Here is a 19,098-nt window from a genome sequence, read left to right as displayed (position 1 = left end):
AGTCAAGCATTGCAAGGCCCTTGGCCCCCGGATTGGTCGCCTTTGCCGATCCCCCTGTGACAAGCAGATATACAAAACCCGAAAACCGCGTAACGTGCACCGCATCAGCCTGCGCAAGACAGGTCACAGGAATTTTGGGAGTTGAGATTTGGCCAATGCAATTGCGAATGGCAGTTCGCCGGAAGCGGGTTTCGGGACAAAGAATTACCGCAAATATGTCCTCGGCGTGTTGCTGACGGTCTATATTTTCAATTTCATCGACCGCACGATCATCAATATTCTGACAGAGCCGATCAAAGAGACGTTTGGTGTCGAGGATTGGCAGATGGGGCTGCTGGGCGGCCCGGCATTCGCAATCCTGTATACCTTTGTCGGCATTCCCATCGCCCGGCTTGCAGAGAAGAAGCACCGCGTCTGGATCATCGCGCTTTCGATAGCATTGTGGAGCCTGATGACGGTTTTCTGCGGCTTCGCGATGAGTTTCATCGCGCTGTTCATATTCCGCATCGGGGTGAGCATCGGTGAGGCAGGCTGTTCGCCGCCGGCCAATTCGATCATTGCCGACTATTTTGTCCCCGCAGAACGTTCGACGGCTGTCTCTGTCTATGCGCTAGGCATCCCGCTGGGGGGAATGGCCGCGTATGTTTTTGGCGGATATGTCGTTGGCAGTCTCGATGGAGCAAACGTGGCCGCCATGTTCAGCAATTGGGGCTGGACTTGGGCGGCTAACGCGCTCGACTGGCAAAATATCGAGGCTTGGCGCATCGCCTTCATTGTGGTCGGCCTGCCTGGTGTGCTGGTCGCTCTCCTGGTCAAAATGACCATCAAAGAGCCGCCGCGCGGCTATACCGATCCCGCTCATATGCAAGACAAGGAGCATGTGGGGTTCAAGGAAGTTCTCAAAATTCTCGCGACCAAGCCCGCCTATTGGCATGTCACCATGGGCGTTACCATTGCGTCATTCGTCAATTACGGTGTCGGCCAGTTCATGGTTTCATTCCTGATCCGCACGCATGAAATGTCGATCTTCGACGCATCGGTAAAGATCGCCATGGTGTTGGCCGTGATGGCCTCTATCGGGACCTATATGTCAGGTTATCTGGCCGACAAATATGCAGAGCGATTTCCAAAAGCACTGGCCTATATCCCGATGTTTGCGGTGGCCGGCGTGATACCGCTTCATGTCACGGGCTATCTGGTTGAGTCGCTTTGGGTCGCAGTGCCGCTGCTGATGGTGGGGCAAATGCTGCTCTACACCTATCTTTGCCCGCTTTATGCCGTGCCCAGCGGTGTCGTTGACAGCCGCATGCGCGCGACCGCCGTTGCGGTGACGTTGTTCATCGTCAATTTGCTGGGTTACGGCCTTGGGCCTCCGCTGATTGGCGGGCTTTCATCGATACTGAACGCCTCATTCTTGTCCGGTATTGATCCATCGCTGAGCCTAGAAGCCTGCAAGGCCAGCGATTTGACAGCGGCAGCCCGGTCAGCTTGCGACACCGCCAATGCCGACGGGCTGCAATGGTCGATGGTCATCTTCAAATGCATGTATATCTGGGCGGTGTTCCATTTCTTCATGGCCAGCCGCACGATCCAGCGCGACATGGGGCGCGAGTAAGCCGCGACATTTTGTGACAATGCGCGACTGGACTCGCCCGCCGAAGAAAGCCAGCTTCGCGCGCATGCCAGAATAGGAGATCGCCATGCGTTCGGCTTTGATCACAACCTGTATTGTCACGGCGATGGTGGGCGCCACTGCCGCCCCTGCGCAGCAGCGCCTACAGGCCGAATGCCGCCAAGAAATTCGCGCATTATGCGGGGGCGATCGCGGCAATATTCGGGCGTGCCTGCGCGAGAACCATAGCGAGCTGAGCGAGACCTGCTCTAGCGAATTGCGCGAACGTATGAAGCAGCGCAGATCGGATCGAAGCGGGCAGTCGACAAAACTGCCGCCGCAGAAGTTCGACGTGATCACCTATGGCGACCATTTGAGGCAGGCGGTTGATTTCCACCGGGCAGAAGGAGGCGCTGGATCGCCACCGCTGATCCTGTTTGTCCATGGCGGCGGCTGGGCGATGGGCGACCGGACCAGATCGACCCATGCCAAAGCGGAATATTTCACCGGCCAAGGATACGCTTTCGCTTCTGCGGGGTATCGCGTGTTGCCCGATGCCCCGGTCGAAGATCAGGCACGCGATGTCGCCGCAGCAATCGCAAAATTGCGAAGCGAGGCCGATGAACTTGGCTTCGACCGTGACAGAATTGTTTTAATGGGACACAGCGCTGGCGCGCATCTGGCTGCGCTTGTCGCCACCGATCCTTCCTACGCCGGCAGCGATATGGACGCCATCAGCGCAGTGGTTCTGCTAGATGGTGCCGGATACGACGTCCCCGCGCGGATGAGCGGAAAAATCCACTTGGTTTCGAAGCTTTACAAGGACGCGTTCGGAACCGACCCCGCCAGGCAAGCGGCACTTTCACCTATTACCCATACCGGCGGTGATGATGCGCCCAATTGGATAATCTTGCATGTCGCGAACCGCGCCGATTCCGCCAAGCAGTCGAATGCGCTCGGTGAAAAATTGCGCGAGGCCGGAGCCGATGTGGAAGTGGTCGCTGTCAGCAACACCTCTCACAGCAAGCTCAACCGCAATCTCGGCGCCGATGGTGACATCGCGACCGGTAAGGTCGATTCGTTCCTGGCCGGGCTGTTTCGCTAGCCAGGCAGTTTCTCGGGCGTGTTTGCGCTGAGGATATGCGTGCACTCGAGCTGCTCCGGATCGTCGTTTTCACTCAGCGCTGCAATAGTTCGCCACCCGTCGCTTCGCAATTGCGCAGCGACCTTTGCATCGTGCTCCAGCGCCAGAAACACGGCTTTACGGGTGCTGTTTTTGTCCAGCGTATCGAGCAGTCGATCGATATATAGCGAGAAACCGGTTGCGGCCCCGTCTTGCGCAGAAGTCGCGCCGCTGATCGAATATGTTCCGCCCCGCCCCATCGCGCCGCGAACACCCTCTGCATAGATCGTGAAACCGAACCAGCTTTGATATTCGAAGCCGTGCCGCTCGGTTGGATCGAGCGTCACACGCGCCTTGTCACACACGCGAGCAGCGATGGTCCTCAATCCTTCTATGCGAGAGGCCAATGCACCGCCGGCATCAATTGCGGCCAATCGTTCGATCGCCACTTCAAACGGACCGGTCGCGTAGAGAAGCGGCAAATATGCCTCACCGCCTGCCTGTTTCAGGCCGCCCGCATCCTTGGTGTCGAGCTCGCGGCGCACGGAAGCAATTTGATCAACCGAAAGCGGCAACGCCTTTTCGGCCAGCGTATCAACCAGATCGGGCAGCGTGAAATCGACCGAAATGCCTGTGGCGCCCGCAGCTTCGAGCGATTCAATCGCCAAAGCGACCACTTCGCCCGCCGCCGCCACGCTGTCGCTGCCGATCAGTTCGGCCCCCAATTGCAGCCGCTGCCGCGCGGGATCGAGCTGATCGGAAGTTATTGTCGCAACCTCGCCCGCATAGCAGAGCCGCAACGGGCGCGGCGCGGCTGCCATCGAAGTTGCCGCAATGCGCCCGATCTGCACCGTCATATCGCTGCGCAGCGCCATTGTGCGCAGGCTGACCGGGTCAACAAAGCGGAACATGCGGCGTGGCTGAACACCGTCTCCGCTTTTGGCCATCCGCTCCGCCATCGATGTTTCAAACTCGATCAACGGAGGCCGCACGCGATCATAACCGTGACTGTCCATCACCGACAGAGCACCGCGCATTGCATGCGTTAATGCCGCCGCTTCGCGCGGGAGACGGTCGGACAGGCCGACGGGCAGGAGATCGTTTGTGTTTGTGGTCATAACCTGCCCCATAACCAAGTCGTCCCCCCAGCGAAAGCTGGGAAGACGCCCGGTCTCAGAATGCCAAAGGCGTTACCACTTTCACACCTTCAAGCGCGCAAGCTTGATCGACGACCTCTTGCGGTATCGGCTGGTCCACCGACAGCAGCAACACAGCCTCACCGCCGCCATCGCGCCGGCCAAGGTTGAAGTTACCGATATTGATGCCGTTTTCACCCAGCAACGAACCAATCCGGCCAATAAAGCCGGGCGCGTCTTCGTTGACGATATACAGCATATTGCCCTGCAAATCGGCCTCGATCCCGATGCCGAAGATGTTCACCAAACGGGGCGCCTCGCTGCCGAACAAAGTACCGGCGACAGAGCGATTGCCCTGCTCTGTCTCCACCGTCACGCGCAGCAGCGTGTGGTAGACGCCCTCTTTCTCGTTGCGGATCTCGCGCACTTCCATGCCGCGTTCCTTGGCCAGATAAGGTGCGTTGACCATGTTCACGCTATCCGAATATCGGCGCATGAAGCCCGCCAGAACCGCGCCGGTGATCGGTTTGCCATTGAGCTCTGCAGCGTGACCTTCGCGCTCGATGCTGATCTTGGTAAGATTGCCGTGGGCAAGCTGCCCGACCAGCGAGCCGAGATTTTCCGCCAGCGCCATATAGGGTTTGAGCTTGGGCGCTTCTTCCGCGCTCAGGCTGGGCATGTTGAGCGCGTTGGTCACACCGCCATTGACGAGGTAGTCAGAAAGCTGTTCGGCCACTTGCAGCGCAACATTGACCTGCGCTTCGGTGGTCGACGCACCCAGATGCGGCGTGCAAATGAAATTCTCCTTGCCGAATAGCGGGCTTTCGGTCGCAGGCTCGGTCTCGAAAACGTCGAGCGCGGCACCAGCAACATGGCCGCTTTCCAGCAGATCGGCGAGAGCGGTTTCGTCAATCAAGCCACCGCGTGCGCAATTGACGATCCGCACGCCGGCCTTGGTTTTTTCAAGGTTTTCGCGGCTGAGAATATTGCGCGTCTGGTCGGTCAGCGGCGTGTGGAGCGTGATAAAGTCCGCCCGCGCCAGCAGGCCATCCAGATCGACTTTCTCCACGCCAATTTCCACTGCGCGATCTTCGGTCAGGAAGGGATCGAAAGCGATCACTTTCATCTTCAGCCCAAGCGCGCGGCTGGCGACGATCGAGCCGATATTGCCAGCGCCAATCAGGCCCAGCGTCTTGCCGGTGAGCTCGATGCCCATGAAGTCTTTCTTGGGCCATTCACCCGCCTGTGTGCGTGCATTGGCCTGGGGGATTTGCCGCGCGAGCGCCATCACCATCGCGATCGCATGCTCGGCCGTGGTGATCGAATTGCCGAACGGCGTGTTCATCACCACCACGCCTTTGCCGCTGGCATAGGGAATGTCGACATTGTCAACACCAATGCCGGCGCGGCCGATGACTTTCAAATTGGTCGCCGCGTCGAGGATTTCCTTGGTCACTTTGGTCGAAGACCGGATGGCTAGCCCATCATAGTCACCAATGCGCGCGATCAATTCCTCGGGTGTTTCGCCGGTGATGACATCGACATCGCAGCCGCGCTCTTCGAATATACGCGCGGCATTTGGGTCCATCTTGTCGGAAATAAGTACTTTGGGTTTGCTCATGGGAATTGTCCCTTCGTCATCCCAGCGCAGGCTGGGACCGCTATCAAATTAAGTCGGAATATGAGGAGAACGATCCCAGCTTTCGCTGGGATGACGTCCTACTTCTGCAGCTCGGCGTAGGCCCATTCAATCCACGGCAGCAGACGTCGCAGATCTTCTTGCTCCACCGTACCGCCGCACCAGATGCGCAGACTTGGTGGTGCATCGCGATAGCCGTTGAAATCATAGCCAACATCAAGCTCGTCGAGCTTTGCCGCGATAGTCTTGGGCACCGCAGCCTGATCTTCAGGCGAGAGGCTGTCATAATAGTCGCCCTGGAACACGAAGCACACACCGGTATTGGTGCGCTGCTGCGGATCGGAAACCATATTGCGCAGCCAAGGTGTTGATTCGACCCAGTCGGTTACGATCTTGGCATTGGCATTGGCGCGTTCGAACATCGCCTGACGCCCGCCAATCGACTTCGCCCATTCCAGCGCGAGAATGTAATCCTCTGTCGCCAGAAGGCTGGGCGTGTTGATCGTTGCGCCTTCAAAGATCGCGCGATTGACCTTGTCGCCTTTCTTCAGCCGGAACAATTTGGGCAGCGGCCATTCGGGATCATAGCTTTCGATCCGCGCTACCGCTTTCGGGCTAAGGATCAGCATGCCATGCTGCGCCTCTCCGCCCATTACTTTCTGCCAGCTGAAAGTCGTGGCATCGAGCTTTGCCCAATCCATTTCCTGCGCGAAAATTGCGCTGGTGGCGTCGTTGATCGTGATGCCTTCGCGATCATCGGCGAGCCAATCGGTGTTCTTGATTCTGGCACCCGATGTTGTGCCATTCCATGTGAACACCACATCATTGTCTTGCGGGATGCTGGAAAGGTCAGGGATTTCACCATAATCGGCGTCAAGAACAGTCAAGTCTTTCAGCTTCAGCTGTTTGACCGCATCCTGAATCCAGACATTGCCAAAACTTTCCCAAGCAGCGACAGTCGCGGGACGCGCGCCCAGCATGGTCCACATCGCGCATTCGAGCGCGCCTGTGTCGCTGCCCGGCATAATGCCAACCAGATAATCGTCAGGCACACCGAGCAGTTCACGCGTAAGATCGATGGCGTATTTCAGACGCGCCTTGCCCACGGCGCTGCGATGCGACCGGCCGAATGCTTTGGTTTCAAGATTGCTCGCCGACCAGCCTTTGTGTTTGGCGGTTGGCCCGGACGAGAAGAAAGGACGCTCAGGTTTGAGCGATGGTTGTTCAGTCATGTATTCTCTCCTTACAGAGAGCACGCGCGGCGTTGGGACCGCGTGGCCCAAGTGCCGCACTAATGTTGCGCCGCAGCATGTCAAGCTGCATTGGTATTTCTTTGGAAAAGAGCGGTGGATTGCAGCTATTGCGCGACCAACTCACCTCTCGCCAAAGAGCGTGTGGGCCGATAAAGCGCATCACAATGCAAATGACTGACCTTCGCATTGCCCTGTTTAGCGGCAATTACAATTACGTCCGCGACGGCGCGAATCAGGCGCTGAACCGGCTGGTCGAATATTTGCTGCGTCAGGGCGCAAATGTGCGCGTCTATGCGCCGACAATTCCGGTTCCAGCATTTGAACCTCAGGGTGATTTGGTCAGCTTGCCCTCTGTTGCCATACCCGGACGCAGCGAGTTTCGCTTTCCTTTGGGTCTTCCCGCCGATGTGAAAGCGGATATCGAGGCATTTAATCCGAATATCCTGCATGTTTCTTCACCCGATGTATCTGCACATCGGGCCGTAACGTGGGCCCGGAAGAAGGGGCTTCCCATTCTCGCATCGGTCCACACGCGATTTGAAACCTACCCGCGTTACTATGGATTGGGCTTTACCGAGCCGTGGCTCGAATCCATTCTGCGCCGTTTCTACCGGCGCTGCGACGGTTTGGTCGCACCGTCGGAAAGCCAGATCGAAACCCTGCGCGAACAGGGCATGCATGAGGATATCAGCATTTGGTCGCGCGGCGTGGACCGGGCAATATTCGCCTCCGAGAAACGCGATCTGGCCTGGCGGCGTTCTCTGGGCATCGAGGATGGCGATATCGCCATCGTCTTTCTGGGCCGTCTGGTCATGGAAAAGGGCCTCGACATTTTTGCCGAAACCATCGTCCAATTGCGCAAACGGCAAGTGCCGCACAAGGTTTTGGTGATCGGCGAAGGGCCCGCGCAAAAATGGTTCGAAAAGGCCCTGCCTGGCGGCATCTTTGCCGGCTTCCAAACCGGCCCGGATCTTGGCCGTGCGCTGGCAAGCGGGGACATCTTCTTCAATCCATCGATTACCGAGACTTTTGGCAATGTAACGCTGGAAGCGATGGCCTGCGGACTGCCGGTGGTGGCTGCGGGCGCAACGGGTGCGGCCAGTCTTGTGCTTGACGGGGAGACCGGAACGCTGGTGCCGCCCACCGGTGCGGAAGCCTTCGCCGAAGCGCTAGCACCCTATTGCACAGACCCCGCATTGCGCGCGAAGCATGGCGCCGCGGGCGAAAAGCGCAGTCTCGAATATAGCTGGGACGCGATCAATCAGGCGGTGGCTGATACTTACATCCGCCTGATCGAAGCGCGTCAGAATAAAGCCTAGCGAAGCACGCCATTTGCCGATTGCCGGCGCGAATACCAAAATTGCAGCGCAATCACCGCCGTGATTATGAACGGCATGATATAGAACATGACGGTCGGATATCCTTGCGGCGGTCCCTGCAAAAATTGCTGGGCGAAGCTGATCACCGCGGCGAAAAGCGCAATAAAAAAAGCAGTCGCTGCGTGGCGTGACCGTGCGAAGAGTAGCAATGATCCTGCCAAAGACACCCAAACGCCGATCGCCCAGAGGCCAAGCGTCCATGCCGGTTTGGCCTCCATCATCGCGACAAATCCAGGCGGCATTTGCGCGAGATAAGCTTCGTTCCCGCTAACCGTCATGTAGTAATCATAACAGCCATAGGCATTCCACAGCAGGCCGAGCGCGGTCACGACCCAAAGATGCCATGGCGCAGTCCTGTTCGCGCTCAACGCAGAACACCCGCATTCTTCATTTTGTGGGCATACCACAACATAAACAGCGTAATGACCCAGATAGATGCCGCGAGCCCGATGCTATCGAGGTTCGTCGGAATATCGGTCATGAAACGCTGAAAATAGGTCGTGCCAATCAAACCGATCACTGAAATAATCAGCGATGCAACGGCCCAGCGAGAGCGCAGCAGGATCAAGATCGACCCAACGAATGCGCCCCACACACCCATTGCCCACAAGGCATTGGACCATGCCGGAAAGCTGTCAAAATAAGCGATATCCGCGGCAGACATGCCAAGCGATTCCAGCTTGCCCAACCGGGTCATCATATAGCTGTAAATCCCGACAGCGTTCCAAAGCAGCGTCAATCCGCCGACCGCCCAAATATGCCAAGGCGTTTTACCATTAACTGTCATGATGTTTCCCTCCACCAGATTGAATGGAAGAGAGTTAGCATCCCAAAGCAGCTAAGCCAAATAAGCCTAGGTTGAAAAAGGTCGCATCAGGCAGACGATTTTATCGGCAGGCCTTTTCGTAACCCAGCTGGCAGCTGCGACGGTACAGCGCTTTGATCTTTGCCGTGTCAGCGCTCTTTTCATTGGTTTCCAGAATGCGCGCCAATTCATAGCATGCACGGCGATTGTCCTCGTCACACAAGCCGGAATAGACACGCTTTGCCTCGGGCCGATCACCGCGTGCTTCAGCCTTTTGTGCCACGCCCAGACGAACGGCATTGACCAGTCCGGGCATAGACATTCCCGCCTTGATCGTATTCAGGCTGTCGCAGGCGCGCTGGTCCGTGCGCCTGCATCCGTCAGCCAGCATCGCAAGTGCCCGCTCACCACCATCTTTTCCGCCTTTGCCGCCAGAAAACTGCCCAGTCGCTTCATAACACGCGCGCGCATGGCCCTGATTACAGGACAAAGTGTAATAGGCGTGGGCTTTCTCGATGTTGCCCAGCAACACTTCGGTTTCGCCCAACTGGAAGTATGTTTCGGCCCCCGCTGCGGCCGTCCCTCCGGTCGAGTAACCCGGTTTTGGTGCGGTGTTCGCAGCGCGAGAGGCATATCTGCGATTATCCGCCTGCACCAATCCAAGATATGCCCCCAGGATTCCATCCGGCGGAGTGCAAGCGGTTACTCCGGAATTGACGCGTTTCTCATAAGCGAGCGCCCAACTGATTGCGCCGTCGGGCACGTCGTTTCGTTTGACGGCAGGCTGGCCATCGGCCCGCGAGCCGTTCAGCGCCCCGAAGATAAGGTTGTAGGCCTCTTTGCAGTCGATTGTCTGTGCCCCTGCGGAAGCAGAGAAACCGGACAATGCAATCAGCGCTGCGCACATCAAAGCCAGACTTTTTGACACCAAACGACCCATCATGACCTACCCCAATGTTATCGAGTGAGTCGCAGATTAGGCGATATGGCCACGAAATGCTTTGGAAAAACGCGTCAAAAGTCCACTGCTCATGTGCGCAGCGATCATGCGCAAAGACCCGCCTAAAGACGTTCGATCCGCTTTGCGGCATCATCGATAATATCGACAATTTCCTCGACATCTGACGCGTCAAAGCCGCCGCTACGGTACTTGTTCTTGAGAACGCCAGCAAGATTGCCCATGGCGCGGAACAATTCGGGTGCGCGGTTGCGCTCTTCAGTGCCCGACATCGCCGTGAGCTTTTGCACAATCTTGGCGATTTCGTCCTCGCGTTCGGCCAGTTCGTCTTTGCCCGCCTGGGTGATTTCAAAGGCTTTCTTGGCCTCTTCGCCCTTTTTCGGCTTGGCTTCCTTGATCACGCCTTCATCGGCAAGCATCTGCAGAGTCGGATAGACCGCGCCAGGGCTGGGTTCATAATTGCCGCCGGTAATTTCGCCGATGGCTTTGATCAGTTCATAGCCATGGTGCGGTTTTTCGCCGATCAGCATCAGCAAAGCGAGGCGCAGTTCACCGCTCCCGAATACGCGCCGTTTGCGCCTATGGCCGCGCCCACCCCCGCCAAACGGGCCGCCCGGGCCGAACGGGCCATCTCGGCCGAAATCGCCGCCCCAATTGCCCCAGCTTCCCGAAGCAAGCATCGCCTCTATCGGAAACCCTTTCCGGCGCATCTTTCTCATTTTGTGAGCTCTCATCGCTCATTTCCTTTCGATATATTTATGATAGGTCTACGATATATCTTAATCAACCGATTGCAAGCGATTGATGCAATCCTTCGGCAAAGCGCCTATCTGATCCGACGAATGACAGATCTGTTTGCCGATGACCTTGTGCCCGAAACCCCGCGTGATGCCCCGAGGGACGACGCGCCGCTGGCTGACCGCTTGCGGCCTCGCGCGCTGGATGAAGTTGTCGGGCAGGACCATCTGACCGGCCCCGACGGCTCGATCGGGCGGATGGTGGGCGCCGGCAAACTTTCCTCGATGATCTTGTGGGGACCGCCGGGGACCGGAAAAACCACGACGGCACGTTTGCTGGCCCATGCGGTGGGAATGCGCTTCGAAGCGATCAGCGCGGTATTCTCCGGCGTTGCCGACCTGAAGAAAGCATTTGCCGCCGCAGACAAGGCCGCAGAGGCGGGCCAACGCACACTGTTGTTCGTGGATGAAATTCACCGCTTCAATCGTGCGCAGCAAGACGGCTTCCTGCCCTTTGTAGAGCGCGGAACGGTCACGCTGGTAGGTGCAACCACCGAAAACCCCAGCTTTGCGCTGAATGCTGCCCTGCTCAGCCGCGCACAGGTCCTGATCCTGCAAAGGCTAGATCAAGACGCTTTGGGCACGTTGCTTGCCCGGGCAGAGAAATTGGAAGGCCCCCTGCCCCTAACGCAAGAAGCAAGAGAGGCCTTGGTCGCATCGGCCGATGGCGATGGGCGGTTCCTACTCAATCAGGCGGAAACGCTCTACGCGGCCAATATACCGGAGCCGCTCGACCCCGCAGGCCTCGGCGCGTTTCTCCAGCGCCGCGTCGCCGTCTACGACAAGGATCGCGACGGACATTACAACCTTATCAGTGCGCTGCACAAAAGCCTGCGCGGATCGGACCCGCAAGCAGCGCTCTATTACATGGCGCGGATGCTCACAGCGGGGGAGGAGCCGCTATATGTGCTGCGCCGGCTGGTTCGCTTTGCCAGCGAGGATATCGGCCTCGCCGACCCGCAAGCGCTCACCCAATGCCTTGCCGCCAAGGACGCTTACGAATTTCTCGGCAGCCCCGAAGGCGAATTGGCTATTGTCCAAGCGTGCCTTTACCTTGCCACAGCACCCAAATCGAATGCCGCCTATGTCGCGCAAAAGGCATCGTTCAAAGCGGCCAAGGAAACCGGCAGCCTGATGCCGCCGCAAAAAATCCTCAATGCCCCGACCAAGCTGATGAAGGATATCGGGTACGGCAAGAATTACGCCTATGATCACGACGCCCAAGATGGCTTTTCGGGCGATGACTACTGGCCCGACGAAATGGAACCGCAGGTTTATTACGAACCTGTCGAAAGGGGTTTTGAGCGCAAGGTCCGCGAACGCATGGATTGGTGGGATCGCAAGCGGACAGAATTGCGCGGCGAATGAGCCTGCGCAAATTCGATCACTTTGTCGCGATCGATTGGTCAGGCGCCGCCGGTCCGCGCCAGCCGGGCATTGCGATGGCCATATGCGAGGCGGAAGGCGGGGCCCCGGTGTTGGTGCAGCGCGGTTCCGCGTGGTCGCGCGAAGAAGTGCTGTCCATTTTGCGCGATCAATTGCCGGCCAACACGCTGATCGGGATGGACCTCGGCATATCGCTGCCCTTTGCCGATTGCGGGGCATTCTTTCCCGATTGGCCAGAAAGCCCCGCCAGCGCCAAACAGTTATGGGCATTGATCGATCTAATCTGCACCGACCAACCCAATTGCGAAGCCACCGGTTTCATCGATCACCCCGAACTATCCCGCTATTTCCGCCGGCACGGTGGCCGCGAAGGCGACCGTTTTCTCGCCGCCGGTGCGCCTGACAAACGCGGAAGGCTGCGCGTGACCGAGCTTGCCCAGCAAAATTTGGGGTGCAAGCCCTACAGCAATTTCAATCTGGTCGGCGCCGCACAGGTTGGGAAATCAAGCCTAACGGGCATGCGCATGTTGCACCAGTTGGGCGGCGCAATACCCGTTTGGCCGGTCGATCCTCTGCCAGAAACCACTTCTGTGATCGTCGAAATTTACACCGGGCTCGCCGCGATTGCTGCGGGGCGCACTGCCGGTCGCAGCAAAATTCGTGATTATGACGCGTTGAATTCAGCGCTCGCCACGTTGGGATCGCCGCCGGTCAAAGGCCGCGGCCCGATCGACGATCACAGTTCAGACGCGATATTGACTGCGGCATGGCTGCGCAATGCGGCGCAAAATCCACAATTTTGGTCGCCGAAAGGACTAACTAAACAAATTGCCGTAACTGAGGGCTGGACCTTCGGCGCATTTTGAGCCAAAGGGCGCTCCGCAATCCGACGGACCGACCGCGTGATTGCTGTAGATGGGCCGGCTTAGCTCAGTTGGTAGAGCAGTTGATTTGTAATCATCAGGCCGCGGGTTCGACTCCTGCAGCCGGCACCATCGAAACTTCTTTTTCCTAGTGCGCTAGTCACCCGGCGGTCGCGTTCTGGATGCCGCGACCATGATCCGAATGCCTCTATTGCAAGCATCGTGATTTTCCGACATCGCGGCGGCTCGGCAATTGGGAGTGCGCGATGTCAGATTTCAAAGTCAGCTTCGGATTCACGCAGCCTGACAAGACGCCTGCGCAAGCAACTCCGCCAGAGGCAACCGGTCCCGCGCCTGACGACACGATGGAATTTCTCTGCGACCCTGCCCTGCTAGGGAAGATTCCCGCACCGGAACGGTCGATCCGGTCAGCGCCCGAATGGTTCAAGCAGCTTGATCGCGAAATGGGAATAAAAGACGCGCATGGCTTGCCCGGATTGACGGTGAAGGCCTGCCTTCCCGTCACCGACACATTCTCGCTCGGTTATATGATCCCGCTGCCGTTCGATGTGCAATTGCGTATTCCGGAAGACCGTGTTTCGATCCAGATGGGCTGGGCACCCGATGTTCCCTTCCAACCGATTGAGCAACATCATCCCGCCCAGATTGGCGCGCCGAACCCTCCGTTTGAAAGCACAATGCCGCTAAAATTCATCAATCCGTGGCGGATCAAAGTGCCTGAGGGTTACTCGGTGCTGTTCTCTCAGCCGCTTAGCCGGCCCGAGCTGCCCTTTACGTGCTTTAGCGGGATGGTGGACTGCGACCGCTTCGATACCACGGTCAATATCCCCTTCGTCTGGTCCGGCCCGATTGGTGACCACTTCCTTCCCGCAGGTACGCCGATTGCGCAATGCATCCCGATAAAGCGCGACGCTTTGCTCAAACAGACCAATGCGCGCGCTTCAACGCCAGATGAGCTGGCCGAACAAGCCGCTGCGAAGCAGCGTAAATATCACGAAGAGTCGACTTACGCCCGCGATTGGCGAGTCAAAAAATAATCGGAGGGTGGCTTACCCGCGCCCGCGATAGGCCTGCACGCCCTGATCGGGAACCCACAGCCCTTCCGGCGGCGCGCCGGTTTGCCAGAACACATCGATCGGAATGCCACCGCGCGGATACCAATAGCCCCCGATCCGCAGCCAGAGCGGCCTCATCTCTTCGGCCAATCGCTGCCCGATTCCCACCGTCACATCTTCGTGAAAACCGTTATAATTGCGGAAGCTGCCGAGAAACAGTTTGAGGCTTTTTGATTCCACGATCGTCTCGCCCGGCGCGTAATCAATAACCAGATGCGCGAAATCGGGTTGGCCGGTTACGGGGCACAGCGACGTAAATTCGGGCGCCGCAAAGCGCGTGAGATAAAGCGCACCAGCACGCGGATTGGGCACGTAATCGAGAACCGCCTCTTCGGGCGATGAAGGTAGCGGTGTTTGTTGGCCCAGAAATTGCGGACCGTTGCCGCCGGATTCGTTGGAAACTGTGTCACTCATGCCGCGCTGATGCCGTGATCGACGCGCATGCACAAGTCACCTGTGGTATATCGCGAATTCAGTCCCTATTCAGCGCCGCGCTGTCTGGAGCGATCTGTTGTACCCCATATACCCGTGAATATGAGCACCAAAACCGCCTTATATCTGACCTCTGCGTCGCTGTTTGCAATGGCAACCGCGCTGCCCGCCAGCCCGAATCCCGGTTCGGTGCGCGATTTTCAGTTGCCCCCAGCGCCAACGCCGACGCCGTCTCCGCGGGTGCAAGGCCCGGTCGACACCGAAGGCGCAGTTCCAGTCGCTCCGCGCGTTATTCCAACGCCGACACCCAGCCCGGCTCCGGCATCAACGCAAACGCCCCGGCCAACAGCCACGCCAACACCCTCCCAGACATCGAGCGCGCGGCCGGCACCTGTCCCGTCGGCGACTGAAAGCGCAGCGCGTAGGCCGCAACAGCAACCTTCGCTTTCAAGCCAGGCTCCAACCGTACCCGGCGCGGTCGCAACCGATTCCCTGACACCGTCACAGATTCAGGATGACACATCGTCTTCGGCCACCGACTTGCTACCCACCGGGCAAGCGAGTTTGCCGACAGGCGTAGGTCCGGTTCAGGCGCAAAGCGGCGCAGCCGATAGTGCAGACAGCAGTTCCTCGGGGTATGTGATGTGGCTGGCGCTCTTGACCGGATTCATCGTTCTGATCGGCGGGGCAATGGTGTTCTGGCGCAGGCGACAGCCGGTTGCGGCAGGCGTCCCGCAGATCGAGGCGCCGACCAAGTGGGTTCGCGAAACTCCCGATGCCGACGATGCCTCTTTCGACCCAAGCGCATCGGCACAGCCTGTTGCCGAAACGGTTGCGCCACCGGAAACGAAAACCCGCCCAGAGCCGGTTCCGGCCAAAGCAAATGCCAATATCCAGATCAGGGCGCAGGCAATATCGCTCAGCCGCAGCCTGATGAATGTCCAACTGTCTTACCAACTCGATCTGGTCAATCGCGGCGGGGAGCCAATCAAAGACCTGTCGATCAAGGCAGATATCATCACCGCGCATGGAAGAAAGCCAGTGAACGAGCAGGTTGCGAGCGAGGCAACCTATCTCGACTATGTCACATTCGTTCCCGAAATCCCGGCGCGCGAAACGCATGAAGCAAAACTCAATGCGACAATGCCGGTTGGATCGATCCAGCTTATTCCTCAGCGCAATGCACAGCTTTACGTTCCCTTGCTGCGCATCCGGATAGAAGCTGCCGGTCTCGACCCGATCATTCGGACATTCGTGGTCGGTACAAGGTCGCAAACGAATGCGGACCGCCTGCAACCATTCCGCCTAGACGAAATGGCCCAGACCTATCGCGCGATCAGCCTTCGCGCTCTCGACTGACACTCTGCGCGGCGCTACGCATCGCGGATGGACAAACTGGTTTCGACGCAAGATTTACACAAGCAGCTTGCTGCGGATGATCTGGTAATACTCGATGCGTCCGGGCATTTGCCCTCTGCCGCGCGCAGTGCCGCGGACGAATTTCTCGTCGAGCATATTGCCGATGCCCGGTATTTGGATCTCCCGACGCTGACAGACCAATCTTCGGCTGTACCATCGGCGCTACCTTCACCCGAGCAGTTCGGGTTGAGGCTTCAGCAATTGGGTATCACGCCAAACCACCGCGTCGTGCTCTATGATGACAGCGCCTTGCGCAGTTCAGCCCGCGCTTTTTTCATCTTCACGATGTTTGGGTTTGGCAATGTCGCGGTTCTCGATGGCGGTTTGGCCAAATGGCGGGCGGAGGGCCGCCCGATGGAAGCCGGTGAAACGAAGTGCAGCACCTCTACGCATGTTGCCTTCTCCGCCAACCTGTCGCGGATTCGAGACAAGGCGAGCGTCCTGACCAATTGCGCGTCACGGCAAGAACAGCTTGTCGATGCGCGCGACGAAGACCGATTTTCGGGCGAAAGCGAGGATAGCGTGCACGGCCTACCCGGCGGCCATATTCCCGGATCACGCCATCTGCATTTCGCGCGGTTGCTTAGGCCCGATGGTACATTCAAGACGGAATCCGAAATGCGCGCCTTGTTCGACGAAGCCGGCATCGACCTGAACCGGCCGATCACCGCCAGTTGTGGCAGCGGCATGACTGCCGCCGTTTTGCTCTTTGCTCTCGATCTACTGGGCCATGAGCAAACCGCGCTATATGATGGGAGCTGGAGCGAGTGGGGTGCCGATCCAGACACCCCAAAGGAAACAGGATACGCGCGCTGACTATGTCAAAAGACAATCCAAACTACCATCGCGAAACGCGCGTTACGACTGCCGGACGCAAAGAAGAGTGGACCGGACAAGTGGTCAATCCACCTATCTGGCGCGGGAGCACGCATCTCTATAGCGACGTTGCCGCGCTCGAAGCCGGCAAATCGACCAACGAGGATGGCCGGTTCTTTTACGGGCGGCGCGGCTCGCCGACGCAGTGGGCGCTTTGCGACGCGCTGACCAAGTTGGAACCGGGCGCGTTCGGCACGGTCCTCTACCCCAGCGGCACCGCGGCACTTGCCGGCGCGCTTTTTTCGGTTTTGAAAGCGGGCGATGTCTTGTTGATGGCCGACAATATCTACGATCCGACGCGCGGCATGGCGAACGGATTGTTCAAGCAAATGGGCGTCGAAACGCGTTTCTTCAATCCGCTCGATCTCGATGATTATCGCAGCAAATTCTGCGACCGGACAAAGGCGGTTATGCTCGAAAATCCGGGCAGCTTGACGATGGAGCTATGCGATATTCCCACCCTTGCCCGGCTAGCGCGAGAGAAGGGCGCGGTCAGCCTGATCGACAATACTTGGGCCAGTTCACTCGGTTTTGCGGCTCTGGAGCACGGCTGCGATATATCCATCATGGCGCTGACCAAACATGTCGGCGGACATTCCGATGTAATGATGGGCAGCGCCTCTGCCGCAGAGCGATATTACCGCAGGTTGCGCCGGACCGCGCAGCAACTTGGGCATGTGGTTTCGCCCGATGATGCGGCGCTGGTCATGCGCGGACTTCCAACGATGGCGCTGCGGCTTGAGCGATCTTCGCAAAGCGCCTTGCAGATCGCGCGGTGGCTGCAAGACCGAAAGGAAGTTTCACACGTGCTGTGCCCTATGCTGCCGGGAACACGCGGCCACGAAGTGTGGCAACGCGATTTCACCGGCGGCTGCGGTTTGTTCAGCTTTGTTCTGCGCGATGCCGACAAGGCGGCAAGAGCACGCTTCGTGGACGCGCTCGACCTGTTCGGTATCGGCTATAGCTGGGGCGGGTTTGAAAGTCTGGCCTTGCCGTTCGACCCCGGACATATCCGCACCGCATCGACTTGGCCGCCCGTCCAATGGGGCACTGGCGAACATCTGGGCATTCGCCTATCGGTAGGGCTGGAACACGCCGCCGATTTGATCGAAGATCTGGAAAACGGCTTTGCGGCAATGGAGAATTCATGACCACCGGGACCACCTTGCCTCCTGCCAGTGTAGATGCGCCTGCAGAGGAAACTCTGCAAGCAGGCGACACTGTCGTTCTGCAACCCGTTGAAGGTGGTGAAGGAGGCGCTGCCGAGGGTACCGCGCCGAGCACGGCCGAACCAGCGGAGCCGGTAGAAGCAATCGATGCGGCGGGGGATCTGAAAGACGCGGTCGCAGAGAAAAGCGAGACTGTAGGCAGCATGGTCGACACTCTCGATGCCATGGCCGTTAGCGTCGGCGACATGCGTATCTCGCTGTGGGACGGCTTGGTCGTGATCGGCGTCATTTTCCTCGTCATCATGTTCGCATGGATCGCGACCCGCCTTTCCGGCTCTTTGCTCAAGCGCGCAACCAAGTTTGACGACACACAGCGTTTACTGGCGGAAAAACTGACCACCATCGCAATTTGGGGTGCTGCGTTCTTCCTAGGCATCGATCTGCTGGGAATTGATCTGACAGCGCTCGCGGTGTTTTCCGGTGCATTCGGTTTGGCGATCGGTTTCGGTCTGCAGAAGACTTTCGGTAATCTGATCGCGGGAATCATCCTGCTGATGGACAAGTCGATCAAACCGGGGGACGTAATTGCTGTTGCCGATCAAGCGGGTGCAACGACGTTCGGCCAGATCCGCAAAATCGGCATTCGCGCCGTGTCAATCACCACGCGAGACCAGAAAGAATATCTGATTCCAAACGAAAACCTGATGGTCAATCAGGTGGAGAACTGGTCCTATTCATCCAAGAATGTGCGAATGCAAATTCCGGTCGGGGTTTCGTATAATTGCGATATCAAGCTGGCCGAAAAACTGATGCTGCAAGCTGCCAAAGACAGCGACCGGGTGCTCAAGTCGCCCCCGCCGACTTGCTGGCTGGACGGTTACGGAGATAGCTCTGTCGATTTTGTGATCCAGGTCTGGATTACTGATCCTGAAGGCGGGATCGGCAACATTAAATCAGAAGTGCTAAAGCGGCTTTGGGATCTGTTTCAGGAAAGCGAAATCGAAATTCCATTCCCGCAACGCGATCTCAACATTCGCAGCAGCGAACAGATGGAGCAACTGGTTGCGGCGATTGCCCAACGGGTCGAGGACAAACCGAAGAAATTGTGATTTATC

The 19,098-nt window shown here is 58.1% G+C and carries 18 protein-coding genes and 1 tRNA gene; 11 read left to right on the top strand and 8 right to left on the bottom strand.

Annotated elements, in window-relative coordinates; all coding sequences use genetic code 11:
* Positions 1-148 precede the first annotated feature (148 nt).
* Positions 149-1,615 carry a spinster family MFS transporter gene (locus tag GRI41_RS01985; protein ID WP_160602972.1) on the top strand — a complete coding sequence of 489 codons (1,467 nt, stop codon included), beginning with the start codon at positions 149-151 and terminating at the stop codon, positions 1,613-1,615.
* A gap of 85 nt (positions 1,616-1,700) precedes the next feature.
* Positions 1,701-2,717 (top strand): alpha/beta hydrolase, encoded by a 1,017-nt coding sequence (locus tag GRI41_RS01980; protein ID WP_160602971.1) that lies wholly within the window; start codon positions 1,701-1,703, stop codon positions 2,715-2,717.
* Here the strand turns inward: GRI41_RS01980 and GRI41_RS01975 are convergent.
* From GRI41_RS01975 to GRI41_RS01965, 3 genes are all read right to left on the bottom strand, one after another.
* Complete coding sequence (locus GRI41_RS01975) at positions 2,714-3,853, bottom strand: ATP phosphoribosyltransferase regulatory subunit (RefSeq protein ID WP_160602970.1); 1,140 nt, start codon at positions 3,851-3,853, stop codon at positions 2,714-2,716. The two genes, GRI41_RS01980 and GRI41_RS01975, sit on opposite strands and share 4 nt — an antisense overlap.
* A 55-nt stretch (positions 3,854-3,908) precedes the next feature.
* Positions 3,909-5,492, bottom strand: a complete 1,584-nt coding sequence (gene serA / locus GRI41_RS01970; protein ID WP_160602969.1) for a phosphoglycerate dehydrogenase — start codon at positions 5,490-5,492, stop codon at positions 3,909-3,911.
* Positions 5,493-5,590: 98 nt separating this feature from the next.
* Positions 5,591-6,742: a phosphoserine transaminase gene (locus tag GRI41_RS01965; protein ID WP_160602968.1), complete on the bottom strand. Its 1,152-nt coding sequence runs from the start codon at positions 6,740-6,742 to the stop codon at positions 5,591-5,593.
* Between the two features lie 185 nt (positions 6,743-6,927).
* Here GRI41_RS01965 and GRI41_RS01960 point away from each other — a divergent pair, with 185 nt between their 5' ends.
* Positions 6,928-8,082, top strand: a complete 1,155-nt coding sequence (locus GRI41_RS01960) for a glycosyltransferase family 4 protein (protein ID WP_160602967.1) — start codon at positions 6,928-6,930, stop codon at positions 8,080-8,082.
* On the opposite strand, the gene GRI41_RS01955 is transcribed toward GRI41_RS01960, so the two are convergent.
* From GRI41_RS01955 to GRI41_RS01940, 4 genes are all read right to left on the bottom strand, one after another.
* Positions 8,079-8,510: a hypothetical protein gene (locus GRI41_RS01955; protein WP_160602966.1), complete on the bottom strand. Its 432-nt coding sequence runs from the start codon at positions 8,508-8,510 to the stop codon at positions 8,079-8,081. The genes GRI41_RS01960 and GRI41_RS01955 overlap by 4 nt on opposite strands.
* On the bottom strand, positions 8,507-8,929 hold the full coding sequence (locus tag GRI41_RS01950; protein WP_160602965.1) for a hypothetical protein: 423 nt from the start codon (positions 8,927-8,929) through the stop codon (positions 8,507-8,509). Before GRI41_RS01950 ends, GRI41_RS01955 begins: the two co-directional genes overlap by 4 nt.
* Before the next feature lie 100 nt (positions 8,930-9,029).
* Positions 9,030-9,890: an SEL1-like repeat protein gene (locus GRI41_RS01945; RefSeq protein WP_160602964.1), complete on the bottom strand. Its 861-nt coding sequence runs from the start codon at positions 9,888-9,890 to the stop codon at positions 9,030-9,032.
* A gap of 119 nt (positions 9,891-10,009) precedes the next feature.
* Positions 10,010-10,624 (bottom strand): PadR family transcriptional regulator, encoded by a 615-nt coding sequence (locus GRI41_RS01940; protein ID WP_235901026.1) that lies wholly within the window; start codon positions 10,622-10,624, stop codon positions 10,010-10,012.
* A gap of 123 nt (positions 10,625-10,747) precedes the next feature.
* Here GRI41_RS01940 and GRI41_RS01935 point away from each other — a divergent pair, with 123 nt between their 5' ends.
* The 4 genes from GRI41_RS01935 to GRI41_RS01920 all read left to right on the top strand — a co-directional run bounded on the left by GRI41_RS01935 (position 10,748) and on the right by GRI41_RS01920 (position 14,009).
* The gene (locus tag GRI41_RS01935; protein WP_160602963.1) at positions 10,748-12,070 is read left to right on the top strand and encodes a replication-associated recombination protein A; all 1,323 of its coding nucleotides are present in this window, start codon (positions 10,748-10,750) and stop codon (positions 12,068-12,070) included.
* Positions 12,067-12,954 (top strand): hypothetical protein, encoded by an 888-nt coding sequence (locus tag GRI41_RS01930; protein WP_160602962.1) that lies wholly within the window; start codon positions 12,067-12,069, stop codon positions 12,952-12,954. The genes GRI41_RS01935 and GRI41_RS01930 overlap by 4 nt, the downstream gene beginning before the upstream one ends.
* Before the next feature lie 53 nt (positions 12,955-13,007).
* Positions 13,008-13,083 (top strand) — tRNA-Thr (locus GRI41_RS01925).
* Between the two features lie 134 nt (positions 13,084-13,217).
* Positions 13,218-14,009: a hypothetical protein gene (locus GRI41_RS01920; RefSeq protein ID WP_160602961.1), complete on the top strand. Its 792-nt coding sequence runs from the start codon at positions 13,218-13,220 to the stop codon at positions 14,007-14,009.
* A gap of 12 nt (positions 14,010-14,021) precedes the next feature.
* Here the strand turns inward: GRI41_RS01920 and queF are convergent, their stop codons facing one another.
* Complete coding sequence (queF, locus tag GRI41_RS01915) at positions 14,022-14,501, bottom strand: preQ(1) synthase (RefSeq protein WP_160602960.1); 480 nt, start codon at positions 14,499-14,501, stop codon at positions 14,022-14,024.
* 120 nt (positions 14,502-14,621) lie between these two features.
* Here queF and GRI41_RS01910 point away from each other — a divergent pair, with 120 nt between their 5' ends.
* The 4 genes from GRI41_RS01910 to GRI41_RS01895 are packed head-to-tail and all read left to right on the top strand — an operon-like array spanning position 14,622 to position 19,092.
* Complete coding sequence (locus GRI41_RS01910; RefSeq protein WP_160602959.1) at positions 14,622-15,878, top strand: hypothetical protein; 1,257 nt, start codon at positions 14,622-14,624, stop codon at positions 15,876-15,878.
* A 27-nt stretch (positions 15,879-15,905) separates the two neighbouring features.
* Positions 15,906-16,754 carry a sulfurtransferase gene (locus GRI41_RS01905; RefSeq protein WP_160602958.1) on the top strand — a complete coding sequence of 283 codons (849 nt, stop codon included), beginning with the start codon at positions 15,906-15,908 and terminating at the stop codon, positions 16,752-16,754.
* 2 nt (positions 16,755-16,756) lie between these two features.
* Positions 16,757-17,965 carry a cystathionine beta-lyase gene (gene metC, locus GRI41_RS01900; RefSeq protein ID WP_160602957.1) on the top strand — a complete coding sequence of 403 codons (1,209 nt, stop codon included), beginning with the start codon at positions 16,757-16,759 and terminating at the stop codon, positions 17,963-17,965.
* A complete protein-coding gene (locus tag GRI41_RS01895) occupies positions 17,962-19,092 on the top strand; it encodes a mechanosensitive ion channel family protein (RefSeq protein ID WP_160602956.1) in 1,131 nt (376 codons plus the stop codon). The genes metC and GRI41_RS01895 overlap by 4 nt, the downstream gene beginning before the upstream one ends.
* Positions 19,093-19,098 lie beyond the last annotated feature (6 nt).

It is taken from the genome of Pontixanthobacter aquaemixtae (assembly GCF_009827395.1).
Classification (GTDB): domain Bacteria; phylum Pseudomonadota; class Alphaproteobacteria; order Sphingomonadales; family Sphingomonadaceae; genus Pontixanthobacter; species Pontixanthobacter aquaemixtae.
The sequence above is the reverse complement of the archived record's forward strand: the minus strand, read 5'-3'. Positions and strand labels throughout refer to the sequence as shown.

Coding starts and splice junctions, on each gene's coding strand:
- metC (WP_160602957.1), top strand. CDS start 16,757: ATGTCAAAAGACAATCCAAACTACCATCGCGAAACGCGCGTTACGACT.
- GRI41_RS01905 (WP_160602958.1), top strand. CDS start 15,906: ATGGACAAACTGGTTTCGACGCAAGATTTACACAAGCAGCTTGCTGCG.
- GRI41_RS01910 (WP_160602959.1), top strand. CDS start 14,622: ATGAGCACCAAAACCGCCTTATATCTGACCTCTGCGTCGCTGTTTGCA.
- GRI41_RS01960 (WP_160602967.1), top strand. CDS start 6,928: ATGCAAATGACTGACCTTCGCATTGCCCTGTTTAGCGGCAATTACAAT.
- GRI41_RS01980 (WP_160602971.1), top strand. CDS start 1,701: ATGCGTTCGGCTTTGATCACAACCTGTATTGTCACGGCGATGGTGGGC.
- GRI41_RS01920 (WP_160602961.1), top strand. CDS start 13,218: ATGTCAGATTTCAAAGTCAGCTTCGGATTCACGCAGCCTGACAAGACG.
- queF (WP_160602960.1), bottom strand. CDS start 14,501: ATGAGTGACACAGTTTCCAACGAATCCGGCGGCAACGGTCCGCAATTT.
- GRI41_RS01975 (WP_160602970.1), bottom strand. CDS start 3,853: ATGACCACAAACACAAACGATCTCCTGCCCGTCGGCCTGTCCGACCGT.
- GRI41_RS01940 (WP_235901026.1), bottom strand. CDS start 10,624: ATGAGAAAGATGCGCCGGAAAGGGTTTCCGATAGAGGCGATGCTTGCT.
- serA (WP_160602969.1), bottom strand. CDS start 5,492: ATGAGCAAACCCAAAGTACTTATTTCCGACAAGATGGACCCAAATGCC.
- GRI41_RS01930 (WP_160602962.1), top strand. CDS start 12,067: ATGAGCCTGCGCAAATTCGATCACTTTGTCGCGATCGATTGGTCAGGC.
- GRI41_RS01945 (WP_160602964.1), bottom strand. CDS start 9,890: ATGATGGGTCGTTTGGTGTCAAAAAGTCTGGCTTTGATGTGCGCAGCG.
- GRI41_RS01965 (WP_160602968.1), bottom strand. CDS start 6,742: ATGACTGAACAACCATCGCTCAAACCTGAGCGTCCTTTCTTCTCGTCC.
- GRI41_RS01935 (WP_160602963.1), top strand. CDS start 10,748: ATGACAGATCTGTTTGCCGATGACCTTGTGCCCGAAACCCCGCGTGAT.
- GRI41_RS01895 (WP_160602956.1), top strand. CDS start 17,962: ATGACCACCGGGACCACCTTGCCTCCTGCCAGTGTAGATGCGCCTGCA.
- GRI41_RS01950 (WP_160602965.1), bottom strand. CDS start 8,929: ATGACAGTTAATGGTAAAACGCCTTGGCATATTTGGGCGGTCGGCGGA.